Raw genomic sequence first — 14057 nt, 5'->3', positions numbered from 1 at the left:
CGCGGCGGGCGTGGGCCGGTGGTTACGCCGGACGCTCAACCGCCGTGCCGAGCCGTCGGCACAGCACTTCGCACGCCGACAGCACATGTTCCTCCGCGGCCCGCTGCAACGCGTCTCCGTCGCTTTCCCGCAGGAGCCGCACCAGCTCGCGGTGTTCTTCGACGACGGCCGCGCGGTAGCCGTCGTAGCCGAGCCGCACGCGGGTCAGCTGGTACAGATGGACCTGCGAGCGGATGCCCTCCCAGCCGTCGTACAGGCGGCGGTTGCCCGCGAGCCGGTAGATCCGGTCGTGGAAGTCGAGGTCGAGAGCGAGCAGCCGGGGACCGTCCGCGCCGTGCGCGAGCTCCGCCGCCATCGCGTCGACCATCGCGTCCAGCCCGGCGGCGTCCGCCGCGGTGGCACGTTCGGCGGCGAGGCGCGCGGCGAGCCGTTCGAGCGCCGCCCGGACCGCATAGAGCTCCTGCGCCTCTTCCGGCGTCACGTCGATGACCTTCGTACCCCGGTGCCAGGCGCTGCGGATCAACCCTTCGCGCGCGAGCACGGCCAGCCCCTCCCGCACCGAGCCCCTGCTGATGTCCAGCGACGCCGCGAGGTCGACCTCGCGCAGCGGCGCTCCGGGCGGAAACCCTCCGGCGAGGATCGCCTCTCGGATGCGGTCTGCGGCTTCGTCGGCCAGGCCCCTGCGCTGGGCCCTACCGACGGGCGTGAGCCCCGTGTTGTCCATAAGTCCCAATGTTGACATTAGGACATGTGTCGAGTCAAAGTCGGGGAACCGAACGGAAGGAGACTCGGATGAGCCGCCCCGGCTTCCATCTCGCGGTTCCCGTGGACGACCTGACCGAGGCGCGACGGTTCTACGGAGGTGTGCTCGGTCTCGCGGAGGGGCGTTCCACGGATTCCTGGGTCGATTGGGATTTCCACGGACACCAGCTGGTGACCCACCTCGATGCCGAGCGGGCCCCTGCGCCCGGCGCCACCCCGCACGGCCTGGTCGACGGGCACAGGGTTCCCGTACCGCACTTCGGCCTGCTGCTGACGGTGCCGGCCTTCCATGCGCTGGTGGAGCGGTTGCGTGCGGCCGGCACCGCCTTCGTGATCGAGCCCGGTGTGCGCTTCGCCGGCCAGCCGGCGGAGCAGTGGACGACGTTCCTGCACGACCCTGCCGGCAACGCACTGGAGTTCAAGGCGTTCGCGGACGAGGCACAGGTGTTCGCGCGATGAGCCGGGGCGTGCTGGTCACCGGGGCGTCACGGGGCATCGGGCGCGCGGTCGCGACCGCCTTCGCCCGGCAGGGCGACCGCGTCGCGGTCCACTGTTCGACCCGGCGGTCCGATGCGCAGGAGACCCTCGCCGGACTGGCCGGGGACAGTCACCTGCTAGTCGAGGGTGACCTCACCGACCCCGAGCGGGTCGAGGCCCTCGTGGACGAGGCGGCCGAGGGGCTCGGCGGCGTGGACGTGCTGGTGAACAACGCCGCGGTGATGATCCGGCACCCGCTGCCCAGCACCCCGTACGCCCAGTGGCAGGAGGCATGGCAGCGCACGGCCGCGGTCAACCTCTTCGGGGCCGTCAACACCAGCTACTGCGCGGCTCGCCGGATGATCGCCGAAGGGCGGGCCGGACGCATCGTGAACGTCGGCTCGCGCGGCGCCTTCCGCGGTGAGCCCGACCATCCGGCGTACGGGGCCACGAAGGCCGCCCTGCACGCGTTCGGCCAGTCGCTTGCGGTATCTCTCGCGCCCCACGGGATCGCCGTCGCCTCGGTGGCGCCTGGATTCGTGGCCACCGAGCGGGTCGCGGATCGCCTCGCCTCAGCGGAGGGTCAACAGATCGCCGCCCAGAGCCCGTTCGGCCGGGTCGCCGCACCGGAGGAGATCGCCTCGGCAGTCCTCTACCTGGCCTCGCCCGAGGCGATCTGGTCCTCGGGGACGGTCCTGGATGTCAACGGAGCCTCCTACCTGCGCACATGATCCCCCGCAGCGCTCCCCTCACGCGCCACCGGAGTGGAGGGCGTCCAGCACGGCGAGGTCCTCGGCGGACAGGTTCAACGCGCCGGCGGCCACGTTGGCGGTGAGGTGGTCCGGGTTACCGGTTCCGGGGATGGCCAGGACGTGCGGCCCGCGGTGCAGCGTCCAGGCCAGCCGGACCTGCGCCGGGCTCACCCCGTGGGCCCGTGCGACGGCGAGCAGCTGCGCGGGCTCGGAGCCGCCGGCACCCTCCGTACGACCCGCGCCGGCGATCGCGTAGAACGGCACGAACGCCACGCCCTGCTCGCCGCAGGTGCGCAGGAAGGCCTCCTGTTCGAGCTGGGCGCCGAGCCCGTACTGGTTCTGTACGCAGACCACCGGCGCGATCGCCCGGGCCTCGGCGAGGTGTTCGGGCCGTACGTTGGAGATGCCCAGGTGCCGGATGAGCCCGGCTGTGCGCAGGTCGGCCAGTGCGCCGAAGCGCTCGGCGATCGAATCGGTGCCCACGATGCGCAGGTTCACCACGTCGAGGTGGTCACGGCCCAGCTGGCGCAGGTTCTCCTCGACCTGGCCGCGCAGTTGCTCCGGGGTGGCGTGCGGCAGCCATTCCCCCGAGGGGCCCCGGCCGGGGCCCACCTTGGTGGTGATGACGAGGTCGTCCCGGTAGGGGGCCAGTGCCTGGTTGATCAGCTCGTTGGCGGAGCGCAGCGGCGAGAAGTAGAAGGCGGCGGTGTCGATGTGGTTCACGCCGAGTTCGACGGCGCGCCGCAGCACGCCGATCGCCCGGCCGCGGTCGCTCGGGGCGGCGCCGGCGGCGAAAGCGGCGCCGTTCTGGGTCAGGCGCATCGCGCCGAAGCCGATCCGATTCACTTCCAGGTCGCCGAGTTTCCACGTGCCCGATGCCGCTGCGGTGATCGTCTGAGAGGTCATGCCGGAATGATCTCCGCGCGGTAGGCTCGCGACCACTGATTCGAACATGGGTGAATCCAAGAGGTGGTCGTCCTGGCGGAGTTGGCGTTCTCGGCGAGTGATCTGGCACAGATGCGGTTCGCGGTCTCGCCCTTGTGGGAGGTGGTGACCAGCTTCCGGCGACTGCTGAACGCCGGTTCCGCGAGCCCCGTGCACCGGCCCTGGGTGGAGCAGGTACGGCCCCGGGTCGCAGCCGCCGGACTGGACCGGGGCTGGCTCGCCGAGCTGATCCCGCCCTCGGGGTACGTTCCGCACTTCCTGAACCCGGCGCCCTCCGGTCCTGCCCCCGTTCTGGCGGCGGAGCTGATCGGGGTCCTGGCCGCCCCCGCCGAGCAGGTCCGCCGCAACCTGGACCACCTGCGCTACCACCAGGGCCCACTCGGCCCCCGCGCACAGTCCCTGCACGCCCAGCCTCAGGCCCGCCTGCCACGGGTGGCGCAGGAGATCGAGGCCTACTGGGAGTTGGCGCTCGCCCCCTACTGGGCGCGGATCCGCTCCGTGCTCGACGCGGACGTCTTCCACCGGGCCCGGCAGGCCGCCGAGCAGGGCGCCGGCCGGCTCTTCAACGAACTGCACAGCGCCGTGCAGTGGGACGACAACGCGCTGCGGCTGCTGCGCCGGACCCGGCCCCTGTCCCGGGAGAGCGCGGGCACGGGGCTGCTGCTGGTTCCCTCGGCGTTCCTCGGACCGGGGCTGCTCACCCGGATGACGCCGCCGGATCCGCCGCAGCTGGCCTACCCCGCGCGCGGGGTCGGCGTGCTGTGGGCGTCCCGGCCGCCCGTCCCCGGGGCCGAAGCCCTCGCCGCCGTACTCGGCCGTTCACGGACCCGGCTGCTGACGGAACTGGAGGCGCCCGCCTCCACCACCGAACTGGCCCACCGCACCGGGCTCTCGGCAGCCGGGGTGTCCCAGAACCTGACCGCGCTGCGCGACGCGGGCCTGGTCAGCCCGCACCGGGCCGGCCGCTCGGTACTGTACGCCCGCACCTCCGTCGCCGAGGCCCTGCTCGCCGCCTGCGGCCCGGACCCGTCCTCGACGTGACGCCCGACCGGGCGGGCCGCCGACCGCACGGCCCGGCGGCCCGACCGCCGGGGACTCGCGGACCGTGGTCCTGCTACGCCGCGAGGGCGCGTACGACAACGCCGCGGCCTCGGTTCCGGCGGGCGGGCCGGCGCACCGTAGGCTCGTGCCGCCCGCTCCATCACCACCTCGGGGGAACCCACCATGGCGTCCAACGGCCCGCAGTCCGTCGACCGCGCGCTGGCGGTCCTCGACGCCGTCGCCGACGCGGCCGGGCCGGTCACTGCCAAGGCGCTGGCACGTCGGACGGCCTGCTCGCTGTCCACCGTGTACCACCTCCTGGCCCCGCTCACCGACCGCGGCTACCTCGTGCGCACGGCACGGGGGTACGTGTTGGGACCGCGCATCCCCGGCCTGCACCGAAGCCTGCTCCAGCATCTGGAACCCGCCCCGCGCATGACCGATCTACTGGCCGGGCTGCGCCGCGCCACCGGTGCCGAGGCATACTACACCGCCTACCGCGGCGGACTGATCACCGTCGTCGACACGACCGCGCCGGTCACGGACGCGGCGAACCCGTTCGCCCCCGGGAAGGAGACCCGTGCCCACGCCACCGCGCACGGCAAGGCGCTGCTCGCCGAGCTGCCCCGGGCGGCCCGCCGACGGTATCTGACCGAGCACGGGATGGCCCGCCTGACCGGGGCCACCATCACCAGCGCCGAACTCTTCGAGGCGGAGCTGTCCCGGGTCCGCGGGGAGGGCTTCGCCCTCTCGGTCGGGGAGGCCGATCCCGCGTACACCTGCCTCGCCGTCACACTGCCGCGCAGGCGCCACCGCGACGGTGACGGCGACGGCGACGGCGACGTGGTGCACGCCCTCTCGGTGTCGCTGCCGAGCGAGGAGTTCCGCCGGCGCCCGCAGGAGATCCGCGCCGCGCTCGCACAGGCCGCCGCGCACTGTGCCTGACGCCTGCCACCTGCCTTCACCTGCCACCTGCCCCCTGCCCCCTGCCGGGCTGGTTTTCCGACGCTGCCGGAATCCGGCCCGATGGGGGTGCGCAGCCCGCGGCGGGCTGCCAGTCTGGTACGCATGATCTTCATCGCCGTCAGGTTCGACGTCCGTCCGGAGTACAGCGACAACTGGCTCACGATCGTCGACGACTTCACCCGGGCCACCCGCAACGAGCCGGGCAACCTCTTCTACGACTGGACGCGCAGCGTCGACGACCCCCACAAGTACACGCTCCTGGAGGGCTTCGCCGACGCCGAGGCGGGCGCCGCGCACGTCGCGTCCGAGCACTTCAAGGCCGGTATGGAGACCCTGGCCGGGGCCATCGCCAGCACGCCGGAGATCATCCACGTAGAGGTGCCCGGCCAGGGCTGGAACGCCATGGCCGAGCTGTCTCCCCGTAGCTGATCCCCTCTGGTCCCGGGCCCCGTCGTCGACGTCCCACCCGCCCGGCGTTACTCCGGCGACGAGGCCCGCACTGTGGGATCCAGCAGGCGGGCTGCCGTCTCGCGCATCTCGATCTTGCGGATCTTGCCGGTGACCGTCATGGGGAACTCCTCCACGACGTGCACGTACCGCGGGATCTTGAAGTGGGCCAGCCGTCCGTCGCAGTACGCGCGGACGGCGGCCGCGGTGAGCGGCTCGGCGCCCTCGCGCATCCGCACCCACGCCATCAGTTCCTCCCCGTACTTGGCGTCGGGTACGCCGATGACCTGCACGTCCAGGACGTCCGGGTGGGTGTGCAGGAACTCCTCGACCTCCCGCGGGTACACGTTCTCCCCGCCGCGGATCACCATGTCCTTGATGCGGCCGGTGATGCTCAGGTACCCGTCCTCGTCCATCACCGCCAGGTCACCGGTGTGCATCCAGCGTGCCGCGTCGACCGCCTCGGCGGTCCGCTCCGGCTCGCCCCAGTAGCCGAGCATGACCGAGTAGCCGCGGGTGCACAGCTCCCCCGGTTCGCCGCGGGGCACGGTCCGCCCGGACTGCGGATCGACCACCTTGACCTCCAGGTGCGGTCCAACGCGGCCCACCGTGGACACCCGGCGTTCGATCGAGTCGTCGGAGCGGGTCTGTGTCGACACCGGCGAGGTCTCCGTCATCCCGTAACAGATGGACACCTCGCGCATGCCCATCCGGTCGATGACCTCCTTCATCACCTCGACGGGGCAGGGCGAGCCCGCCATGATCCCGGTGCGCAGGCTGGAGAGGTCGTACGCGTCGAAGCCGGGGGCGGCCAACTCGGCGATGAACATGGTGGGGACCCCGTACAGGGAGGTGCACGACTCGGCCGCGACCGCGGCCAAGGTGGCCTCCGGGTCGAAGGACGGCGCCGGGATGACCATCGCCGCGCCGTGACTGGTGCACGCGAGGTTGCCCATCACCATGCCGAAGCAGTGGTAGAACGGCACCGGGATGCAGACCCGGTCCCGCTCCGTGTAGTGGCACAACTCGCCCACGAAGAAGCCGTTGTTGAGGATGTTGTGGTGCGAGAGGGTCGCCCCTTTGGGGAAGCCGGTGGTTCCCGAGGTGTACTGGATGTTGACCGGATCGTCGGGGCTCAGCTCGGAACCCGCCCGGACCAGGTCGGCCGGCTCGCCCCGGCGGCCCCGCTCCAATAGGGACGTCCACTGCGGTCCGTCCAGCAGGACCGTGAACTCCAGGTCCGGGCAGCGGGGCCCGACCTCCTCGATCATCCCCGCGTAGTCGGAGGTCTTGAAGCGCTCCGCCGCGACCAACAACCGGATCCCGGACTGCTGCAGGACGTACTCCACCTCGTGCGAGCGGTAGGCGGGGTTGACGGTCACGAGGATCGCCCCGATCTTCGCGGTGGCGTACTGCACGAGCGTCCACTCGGCACGGTTGGGGGCCCAGATGCCGACCCGGTCCCCCTTGACGATGCCCAGGTCCAGCAGTCCCAGCGCGAGGGCGTCCACGTCGGCGGCGAGCTCCGCGTAGGTCCACCGCCGTCCGGCGGCGATGTCCACGAGGGCGTCACGGTCGGGGAACCGGCGGACGGTGCGGTCCAGGTTCTCGCCGATCGTGTCGCCCAGCAGCGGCACTTCGAACACCCCGGACGCATAGCTCGATGACGCAGACACACGTACCTCCTGGACTCGATGGCGAGGCGGGGCCCGGCGGGCCGGCGCCTCCTCATGATCCCCACCGTCCGCACGGCAGAACACCCCCGCGACGAACCCGAGAACCCAAGGGTTCGGGGAGCGGGGGTTCAGTGCAGGCAGCCCGCGACCCGGGCCGGGATCGCTGCGGTGGCCGTGAGCCCGCTCGCCGGGTCCGTGGCGGTGACGGGCGCGGGTCCGGGTCCGGGTGCGTGCGTCACCGCCGGGGTGGCACTACTGCCACCTGCGATCTGGATGGCAGTGGTATCGAGGGGCGGGGGGCCGGCACGGGACGATCAAGGCGACCGACCGGCCCCCAGGGGGAGATCAGACATGCACGTGTTCAAGAAGCCCGCACGCTGGCTCGCGGCCGCCGCCTGCGGCATGCTCGCCGCGGCGGCCCTGCCCACCGGCGCGGCAAACGCCGCGGCTCCGGGCGCCACCCCGCCGGTACCAGGCCGCTACCGGCACCAGGTACTCGACTGGCGGACCTGCGCGGACGGCGCCCTGGAATGCGCCTCGATGTCCGTACCGCGCGACTGGTACCACCCGGACGCGGGACCGAGCCTCAGCATCGAGGTGTCGCGCCGCCGGGCGGCGGACCCGGCCAAGCGCCGGGGCGTACTCATGACGGCGGCCGGCGGCCCCGGGGCCTCGGGACTCCCCCGGCCGGCCCGTCTCGCCGCGTACAGCCCGAAGTTGGCGCAGGCGTACGACATCGTCGGCTTCGACCAGCGCGGTGTGGGGGCGAGTACCCGGGTGGTCTGCTCGGACCAGAGCAAGGTAGACGCCCTCTTCGCCAGCGCCGATCTGCGCGACCGGTCCACGGCAGCGGTCCGGCAGACCGTCGAACGCGCGCGTGACTTCGTACGGGACTGCCGGACGGCGTCCGGCGGACTGCTTCCGTACATCACCACCGATCAGGCCGTCCACGACATGGACCTGTACCGGCAGTTGCTCGGGGTGGAGAAGGTCTCGTACTACGGGCCGTCCTACGCCACCTTCCTCGGGGCCTTCTACGCAACGGAGTTCCCCCGCAGCGTGGAGCGGGTCGTGCTCGACAGCAACATCGACTTCACCGGGGACTGGCAATCGTTCCTCACGGGACAACCGATGAGCTTCCAGCGCCGGTTCGAGCAGGACTTCCTGCCCTGGCTGGCGAAGAACGACGCCACGTACCACCGGGGCCGCACCCCCGAGGAGGCGCGGGCCGGTTACGAGCGGCTGCGAGCCGCGCTGCACGAGCAGCCGCTGGACGTGGAAGGAACGGTCATCACGCCCAACCACCTCGACGCGGCCACCACGGACGCCCTGTACAACACGGACCGGTTCGCCGCTCTCGCCTCGCTCCTCGGCTTCCTGGAGCATCCGGACCGGGCGCCCGCGGAGACGAGGAAGGCCGTCGCCCAGCAGTTCGCGCACCCCATGCGTGCCGACTTCGCCGCCGACTTCTTCACGGTCACCTGCGGCGACACCCCGTGGAACCGTGACATCGGCTCCTGGGTGAAGCAGAGCGCCGAGGCCACGCGCAGCTACCCGCTCGCCGGGGCCAGGGAGTTGACCTTCGCCTCGATCTGCGCGAGCTGGCCGCGCTCGAAGGCGCCGCGCATCGAGGTCACGGGCGAGGGCCTGCCCCCGGTGCTGATGCTCAACTCCAAGAACGACCCGGCGACGTACTACGAGGCCGCGGTACGCGCCCACCGCGGGCTGGCCGGGTCGCGTCTGGTCACCGTCGAGGGCGGCGACCACGGCCAGTTCCAGAACCACAACGCCTGCGTCGACGCCCACGTCGAGGCCTACCTGCTGGACGGGGCCCTGCCCGCCGGGGACACCACCTGCCCGGCGCCGCAGCCGTGACCGGCTCCATCGGGTGACCGTCCCGCCCCCGCGGTGGTACGGCGGCGCCGTGGGCGGGGGCCTCGCGAGTACGGCGGCGGCGTGGGTACGGCGGCGCCGTCACTCCTCGATGGCGCCGCCGATCCGGCGCAGGTGCTGGCGGAAGGTGTACTCGGGGTCGGCCTCGCGCAGGACCATGTAGTCCTCGAAGGCCGTCTGGCTGCGCAGGGTGTCACCCGCACGGATGCGGCGAGCCTGCTCCCGCTCGGTCTCGTGGATCCGGCGCGCGCTCTCCAGTACCTCCTCGACCCGGTCGGCGGCGACGAACAGCACGCCGTCGGCGTCACCGAAGACGAAGTCCTCCCGTCCCACCAGGTGCGGCCCGAAGCGCGCCGTCACCAGCGCCTCGGGCTCGCGTTCGTCCAGCCGTACCGGCCCGGCCGGGTTGCTCCCGTAGCTGAACACCGGGAGGCCGATCTCGGCCAGCTCCGGGGTGTCGCGGTGCAGGCCCCACACCACAAGACCCGCCACCCCCGCCGTCCCGGCCTCCAGCGCGGTCAGGTCCCCCACGCACGCCTCGTCCGACCGGCCGCTGTTGTCGATGACCAGGACGTCACCCGGCTCGGCCAGGCCGTAGGCCTCCAGGAACACGTCGACGCTGCCGTAGTGGCGCACCGGAAGCACGCGTCCCGCGACCCGCTGTACCGGCAGGACCGCGCGGATGCCGGGCGGTGCGACGCGCAGCGGCACGCCGACACGGAGGCAGGCATCGGCCACGAGCGGCGTGGACAGGTCGGCGAAGGCCTTCAGCATGCCGTCTCCCCTTCTCTCCCGAACGGACGGCTTGGGTCAGCCGCCCCCGTCCATGGTGCCTTCCCGGCCGCCCGGGGGTGGGGGCTACGGAGTTCGCCGTCACGGGATGTCGGTGTCCGAGGGCTCCGCTTCGTAGGCGTGCGGCTCGTCGCCCTGCCATTCGACCAGCGTCGGCTCGCCGAGGACCACTTCGTCAGGATCGGGCACGCCGGCCCGGCGCAGGAACTCGATCACGTCGGCGTCGCTGAAGGCGAGGCCCAGGATCGCGTCCTGCCCTTCGACGCGCAGGGAGACCCGGCGGCCACCGGCCGGGGCGATCGGATGGACGAGGATCGGCGCACGGTGCATGGGCCCAGCCTCCGCCGGGACGGACGGGGCCGCATCCGGACGGATCAGCCCCGTCCGCCATCGGGGACCGCTACCGGTCGGTGCCGGGAGGCCGGGCCGCGCGCCACGGGCGGGACAGGCAGGACAGGCGGGACGGGGGGAACGGGGGACGGACCGCAGGTCACTCGGTGCCGAGGCGGCTGCCGATCCACTGCAGTGTGGGCGGGATCTCCCGTCGCCACGTGTTGAAGTTGTGCCCGCCGTGGTCGAGGGTGATCGACGAGATGCGCGCCGGTGCCTTCACCTTCTCGATGAACTTCTGCGTCGGCTTGTAGTTCTCCTCCCCCTGGAGCGAGGTGGTCACCAGCAGGGAGGTCTTGCCCTGCGGCAGGTTGTCCAGGCTCCACAGCAGGTCGGATCGTTTCTCCTCGGCATTGTTCCCGTGGAACAGGTCACCGGAGTACCGGTCGATCTCCGGCTTGTAGTCCGCCGACAGCCCCACCCCGGCCGCGTAGCTCTCCGGGTGCTGCAAGGCGACCTTCAGGGCGCAGTAGCCGCCGGTGGAATCACCCATGATGGCCCAGTTCGAGGGCCCGGCGCCGATGCGGTAGGCGCCGCCGATCGCCTTGGGGAGGTCCGTGGCGAAGAAGGTCTCGCTGAGCGGGCCGCCCGGGACGTCGATGCACTGGGTGTTGCGGTTGGGCACGATCGCGGGTCGCATCATCACCAGGATCATCGGGGGCATCTTCTTCTGCTTGGCGAGCGTCCACGCCGTCTTCGGGTACGGAAGCGGCCCCAGCAGGTTCTCCTCCGTCCCCGGGTATCCGGTGAGCACGACGGTGGCCGGGAACTTCTTGTTCTCGTTCCCCTTCTGGAAGTACTCCGGCGGCAGGTACACGTAGGCCGGGGTGACGGCTTTGGACCGCTCGCCCTGCACCAGGACCTTCTCGATCTGACCACCCACATGGGGTGTCGCGCCGCCGCGCACCTCCGTCGGCTGCCGTCCGAGGAGCCGTACGAACGGGCCGCTCGGCGCGCCCCGGCCCGCGGCGGGCGCCGCCTGCTGCTTGCCGGCCAGGTCCGCCCAGGAACCGTAGATCAGGAAGGAGCGGTTGGCCGTCAGGCCGATCGAGGCGAGCAGCAGCACCTGTAGCGTCAACACCAGTGCGACCCGACCGAGTACCGGCCTCCAACCGCGGCCTCCAAGGCCTGGCCACAGCCATACCGCGGCCGTGAAGACCAATGTCGTGGCCAGTACGACGACTATCAGGAGGGTGCTGCTCGTGAGACTCACGGGTCGGCGGAACTCTCTGCGATGGGTCGGCCCAGACCTAACGGATCCGGCGGCGCCGGCGGTGCGTGCGCATCAGGGTAGACAGCACCACGGATCAATCCGTTCCACTGCGTATGCACCAGTTGGGAAGGCGCCGACCCGGGCAGAGCCTTCCAGCCAATTCGTTGACATGGGCCTGACATTTTAAGGTCCCTGTGGGACCTTCCCCGGCGTGTACCGAAAGCTCTCTCCCCCGACCTGACGGAAACCGCCCCCGTCGGCCGGGCGCACGCCGGCGAGGCCCCCCAAGGCCCCGCTTCACACCCCACGAGGACATGGCGAAGAGGAGCGACAGGATGAGGATCTCTACATGGCCGGGCGTGACCGCCCTGGCAGCAGCCGTGCTCGTCGCCGGAGCGACGACGGCGACGGCTCTGGGCCCCACGGCCGACCAACGGCTCGACGGCGTGATCGTGGTCGCCGGCAACACCTGCACGTGGACCAACGCACACACCAGCGCCAACCCCCCGGACGCACTGAGCGTCGACCGCACCACCATCAACACGCCGGGCGGCAACCTGAGCTGCAGCGGCGGCATCACCGCGACCCTCAACAACGACCCCGCGTTCACGTTCGACGACGCCGCCGGCGTCGCCAGGACGGACGCCATCGACATCACGGGCAAGCAGAGCTTCGTGTCCTGCCGCTACAAGGCGACCAACATCGCGTGGAACCGCGACGCGACCACCCGCAAGTACGTCAACCAGGCCTTTACCGCGACCAAGGTCTCGGGCAGCTTCCTCTGCCCCGGCTCGGTCACCACGGCGGCCGGGGACGCCTCCATGCTGTTCCACTGATCCCGCACCCAGCGCAGCCGTACGTGCGCCCGTACGACGAGGCCGCCCCCGGCACTTGCCGGAGGCGGCCCCTGCGCACCGACCCGACGGGTCAGGCCGGGCAGATGCCGCGCTCGTGGTCGACCGTGGCCGTCGCGCTGGAGAACTGCCACTGCGGGGTCAGGAGCTGGGCGTTCAGCTGCTGGGCCGCCGTCGGGCTCTCCACCACGTAGCCGAAGTCCTGGAGCCACGCCGGGTACAGGTTCTTGGAGCCGATGTAGAACGCCGAGTCGTCCACGGCGACCACCTTGTGGTGCTGCGCGTACGGATGGCCGTCCGCCCACTTCGGGCTCTGCGCGCTGCGGAACGTGGCCAGCTGGAGGTTCGAGCACATCGTCGCCCTGGCCGTGCCCTGGTCGCCGGTCAGCAGGGCGAGACGGTCGCGGAGCGTGTCGCTGACCTCCGCGAGCGACTTGATCTGCGAGTAGCCCCCACTGCCCACCGCGCCACGGTTCGCGGGATCGCTGACGACGATGCGCACCTTCACACCGGCGGCCATCCGTGCGGCGAGGGCGTCGTAGACGCGGACGTCGTAGCGGGGCAGTGGCGGGCAGGTCGCGTTGACGTCCTGCTGGGAGATCTCGATGTGCCGGTTCGCGCTGGAGATGAGCGTCCGCAGTGCGCTCTCCTCCGGGTTGACGGTGTCGTAGTCGCGGTCGGCGTTGGTGTTGTCGTGGAGGCCGATGACGCACTTGGTGTCGGGGGCGCTGGGCAGGGTGGGCCGGAAGGCCGAGGTCGGATCGTTGCGCTTGATTCCGACGCCGAGTCCGCCGACGGCGATGGCCGGTACGTTGCCGGGGCTCGCCGGAGGCGTCGCGGGGGCCGTGTCCTTGGCCAGGGTGGGCATGCACGCGGCGCCGTTGGAGGAGGCGAACCAGACGCTGGCGATGTTGCCCTTGTTCTGGCAGGTCCAGGACCACAGTTCGTCCAGGTAGCGACCGGCGGACGCAGCGGCCGGCCCCCGCAGGGCGAGGTCGACGTCGGCGACCGGGTGCGTGGTCTCCAGGTAGTCGTCCTTCCAACTGTTGATGCCGCCGGTGACCACGGACTGCCCGTCGACCACGAGGATCTTGGAGTGGTTCCAGGAGAACGCGGTCTTCGAGGTCGTCATCGAAGCGACGTTGAGGTCGACGTTGCGGGCGTCCGCGCCCAGCTTGGCGACGAGCTCGTCGCGGTACTTCGACGGCACCACGTTCAGGTGGTACACCGGCGCGGCACCGACCAGGACGCGGACCTTGAGCTTGTTCCCGCGCGCGGCCGAGGACTTCAGACCCGCGACGACGGCGTCCTGGAACGCGCCGTTGGGGAAGGGTGCGAGGGTCGATATGTCGATGGTCCGCGTCGCCCGGGAGATGTTCTCGGTCACCTTCGCGAGCAGCCGCTCGGTCCCGGGGCGCGCGGTGCAGGTGTCGTCGCCCCAGCAGCCGGGGGTTTGCAGCAGCCAGTCGGCACCACCGGGGGTCGAGGCGTCGAGGAGGTTGCCAGCGGTGCGTTCCCATACCTGGCCTTCGAGGCCGGGCGAGACCTGACGGAGCGTCTGTTCCACCGCGTCGAGGTGGGGCGCCGGGGCGGCGGGCCCGGCTTCGGCAGCCGCGGCGGTCGTGGCGGTCGTAACGGGGACCGCGCCGAACAGGGCCAGCAGGCCCGCCGAGACCGCTGCGCGGGTGGCGAGGGCGGACGGGCGGTGGAGGGAATGGCGGTGCAATGTGACTTCCTTGCAGGAGGGATCGCCGTCGCCGCCGGGGGCGACGGGCAAGATCAACTCGCGGAAGTTACCACTGGGTCAGAAGGGCCGGGAACCACACGCACCGGATTCGGCCACGGCGGA

The 14057-nt window shown here is 71.6% G+C and carries 14 protein-coding genes; 7 read left to right on the top strand and 7 right to left on the bottom strand.

The annotated features are described in order from the left end of the window. Nucleotides 1-22: 22 nt before the first annotated feature. Nucleotides 23-724, bottom strand: coding sequence for a GntR family transcriptional regulator (locus ABZZ20_RS02655; protein WP_356865930.1), 702 nt, complete (start codon nucleotides 722-724; stop codon nucleotides 23-25). Between the two features lie 68 nt (nucleotides 725-792). On the opposite strand from ABZZ20_RS02655, the gene ABZZ20_RS02650 reads away from it, so the two are divergent. Next, nucleotides 793-1221: a VOC family protein gene (locus ABZZ20_RS02650; RefSeq protein WP_356865929.1), complete on the top strand. Its 429-nt coding sequence runs from the start codon at nucleotides 793-795 to the stop codon at nucleotides 1219-1221. Next, complete coding sequence (locus tag ABZZ20_RS02645; protein WP_356865927.1) at nucleotides 1218-1970, top strand: SDR family oxidoreductase; 753 nt, start codon at nucleotides 1218-1220, stop codon at nucleotides 1968-1970. Before ABZZ20_RS02650 ends, ABZZ20_RS02645 begins: the two co-directional genes overlap by 4 nt. 18 nt (nucleotides 1971-1988) lie before the next feature. Here ABZZ20_RS02645 and ABZZ20_RS02640 read toward each other — a convergent pair whose 3' ends face one another. Beyond that, nucleotides 1989-2897, bottom strand: coding sequence for an oxidoreductase (locus ABZZ20_RS02640; protein WP_356865925.1), 909 nt, complete (start codon nucleotides 2895-2897; stop codon nucleotides 1989-1991). Nucleotides 2898-3008: 111 nt separating this feature from the next. Here ABZZ20_RS02640 and ABZZ20_RS02635 point away from each other — a divergent pair, with 111 nt between their 5' ends. The 3 genes from ABZZ20_RS02635 (at nucleotide 3009) to ABZZ20_RS02625 (ending at nucleotide 5372) form a co-directional block, all read left to right on the top strand. Beyond that, nucleotides 3009-3977, top strand: coding sequence for a winged helix-turn-helix domain-containing protein (locus ABZZ20_RS02635; RefSeq protein WP_356866144.1), 969 nt, complete (start codon nucleotides 3009-3011; stop codon nucleotides 3975-3977). 183 nt (nucleotides 3978-4160) lie between these two features. Beyond that, nucleotides 4161-4922 carry an IclR family transcriptional regulator C-terminal domain-containing protein gene (locus ABZZ20_RS02630; protein WP_356865924.1) on the top strand — a complete coding sequence of 254 codons (762 nt, stop codon included), beginning with the start codon at nucleotides 4161-4163 and terminating at the stop codon, nucleotides 4920-4922. 123 nt (nucleotides 4923-5045) lie between these two features. Then, entirely contained in the window at nucleotides 5046-5372 is a 327-nt protein-coding gene (locus ABZZ20_RS02625; RefSeq protein WP_356865922.1) for a putative quinol monooxygenase, read from the top strand. A 47-nt stretch (nucleotides 5373-5419) separates the two neighbouring features. On the opposite strand, the gene ABZZ20_RS02620 is transcribed toward ABZZ20_RS02625, so the two are convergent. Continuing rightward, nucleotides 5420-7066 (bottom strand): AMP-binding protein, encoded by a 1647-nt coding sequence (locus ABZZ20_RS02620; RefSeq protein ID WP_356865920.1) that lies wholly within the window; start codon nucleotides 7064-7066, stop codon nucleotides 5420-5422. A gap of 351 nt (nucleotides 7067-7417) precedes the next feature. Between ABZZ20_RS02620 and ABZZ20_RS02615 the strand changes: the two genes are divergently transcribed. Continuing rightward, entirely contained in the window at nucleotides 7418-8941 is a 1524-nt protein-coding gene (locus tag ABZZ20_RS02615; RefSeq protein WP_356865918.1) for an alpha/beta hydrolase, read from the top strand. 99 nt (nucleotides 8942-9040) lie between these two features. Here the strand turns inward: ABZZ20_RS02615 and ABZZ20_RS02610 are convergent, their stop codons facing one another. The 3 genes from ABZZ20_RS02610 to ABZZ20_RS02600 form a co-directional block, all read right to left on the bottom strand. After that, on the bottom strand, nucleotides 9041-9733 hold the full coding sequence (locus tag ABZZ20_RS02610) for an RraA family protein (protein ID WP_356865916.1): 693 nt from the start codon (nucleotides 9731-9733) through the stop codon (nucleotides 9041-9043). A 99-nt stretch (nucleotides 9734-9832) separates the two neighbouring features. After that, nucleotides 9833-10081, bottom strand: a complete 249-nt coding sequence (locus tag ABZZ20_RS02605) for a hypothetical protein (protein ID WP_356865915.1) — start codon at nucleotides 10079-10081, stop codon at nucleotides 9833-9835. A gap of 160 nt (nucleotides 10082-10241) precedes the next feature. After that, nucleotides 10242-11354 carry an alpha/beta hydrolase-fold protein gene (locus ABZZ20_RS02600; protein WP_356865913.1) on the bottom strand — a complete coding sequence of 371 codons (1113 nt, stop codon included), beginning with the start codon at nucleotides 11352-11354 and terminating at the stop codon, nucleotides 10242-10244. A gap of 335 nt (nucleotides 11355-11689) precedes the next feature. Between ABZZ20_RS02600 and ABZZ20_RS02595 the strand changes: the two genes are divergently transcribed. Then, nucleotides 11690-12190 carry a hypothetical protein gene (locus ABZZ20_RS02595; RefSeq protein WP_356865911.1) on the top strand — a complete coding sequence of 167 codons (501 nt, stop codon included), beginning with the start codon at nucleotides 11690-11692 and terminating at the stop codon, nucleotides 12188-12190. Between the two features lie 91 nt (nucleotides 12191-12281). Here ABZZ20_RS02595 and ABZZ20_RS02590 read toward each other — a convergent pair whose 3' ends face one another. Continuing rightward, nucleotides 12282-13934 carry a phospholipase D-like domain-containing protein gene (locus ABZZ20_RS02590; protein WP_356865909.1) on the bottom strand — a complete coding sequence of 551 codons (1653 nt, stop codon included), beginning with the start codon at nucleotides 13932-13934 and terminating at the stop codon, nucleotides 12282-12284. Between the last annotated feature and the right edge of the window lie 123 nt (nucleotides 13935-14057).

Source organism: Streptomyces sp. NPDC006430 (assembly GCF_040612395.1).
Taxonomy (GTDB): domain Bacteria; phylum Actinomycetota; class Actinomycetes; order Streptomycetales; family Streptomycetaceae; genus Streptomyces.
This window is presented reverse-complemented; position numbering and strand designations above follow the sequence as displayed.

Coding starts and splice junctions, on each gene's coding strand:
- ABZZ20_RS02650 (WP_356865929.1), top strand. CDS start 793: ATGAGCCGCCCCGGCTTCCATCTCGCGGTTCCCGTGGACGACCTGACC.
- ABZZ20_RS02640 (WP_356865925.1), bottom strand. CDS start 2,897: ATGACCTCTCAGACGATCACCGCAGCGGCATCGGGCACGTGGAAACTC.
- ABZZ20_RS02625 (WP_356865922.1), top strand. CDS start 5,046: ATGATCTTCATCGCCGTCAGGTTCGACGTCCGTCCGGAGTACAGCGAC.
- ABZZ20_RS02630 (WP_356865924.1), top strand. CDS start 4,161: ATGGCGTCCAACGGCCCGCAGTCCGTCGACCGCGCGCTGGCGGTCCTC.
- ABZZ20_RS02595 (WP_356865911.1), top strand. CDS start 11,690: ATGAGGATCTCTACATGGCCGGGCGTGACCGCCCTGGCAGCAGCCGTG.
- ABZZ20_RS02610 (WP_356865916.1), bottom strand. CDS start 9,733: ATGCTGAAGGCCTTCGCCGACCTGTCCACGCCGCTCGTGGCCGATGCC.
- ABZZ20_RS02635 (WP_356866144.1), top strand. CDS start 3,009: ATGCGGTTCGCGGTCTCGCCCTTGTGGGAGGTGGTGACCAGCTTCCGG.
- ABZZ20_RS02655 (WP_356865930.1), bottom strand. CDS start 724: ATGGACAACACGGGGCTCACGCCCGTCGGTAGGGCCCAGCGCAGGGGC.
- ABZZ20_RS02645 (WP_356865927.1), top strand. CDS start 1,218: ATGAGCCGGGGCGTGCTGGTCACCGGGGCGTCACGGGGCATCGGGCGC.
- ABZZ20_RS02605 (WP_356865915.1), bottom strand. CDS start 10,081: ATGCACCGTGCGCCGATCCTCGTCCATCCGATCGCCCCGGCCGGTGGC.
- ABZZ20_RS02615 (WP_356865918.1), top strand. CDS start 7,418: ATGCACGTGTTCAAGAAGCCCGCACGCTGGCTCGCGGCCGCCGCCTGC.